Below are 222 nucleotides of genomic sequence, written 5' to 3' on the forward strand. Positions count from 1 at the left end.
ACGTATAAACATAATATGGCACCGGAGAAAGGGTCGCGTCCAATGAGCGCTACAGCATCAGGTTTTGTACCTGCAAGTGCTGCAGGGGCATTGGTTCTTGAATCTTTAGCAAGTGCATTAGAACGTGGCGCAAAGATTTATGCTGAAGTACTGGGTGGTGAGGTAAACTCTGGAGGTCAACGGAATGGAGGTAGCTTAACAGCACCTAAGGCAGGAGCCGTT

The 222-nt window shown here is 48.6% G+C and carries 1 pseudogene; it reads left to right on the plus strand.

The features are described 5' to 3' along the window. Positions 1-222 (plus strand): annotated as a pseudogene (locus ACRHOC_RS15565) (beta-ketoacyl-[acyl-carrier-protein] synthase family protein); the annotation flags it as partial.

Source organism: Winogradskyella poriferorum, assembly GCF_050618035.1.
Taxonomy (GTDB): Bacteria; Bacteroidota; Bacteroidia; order Flavobacteriales; family Flavobacteriaceae; genus Winogradskyella; species Winogradskyella poriferorum_A.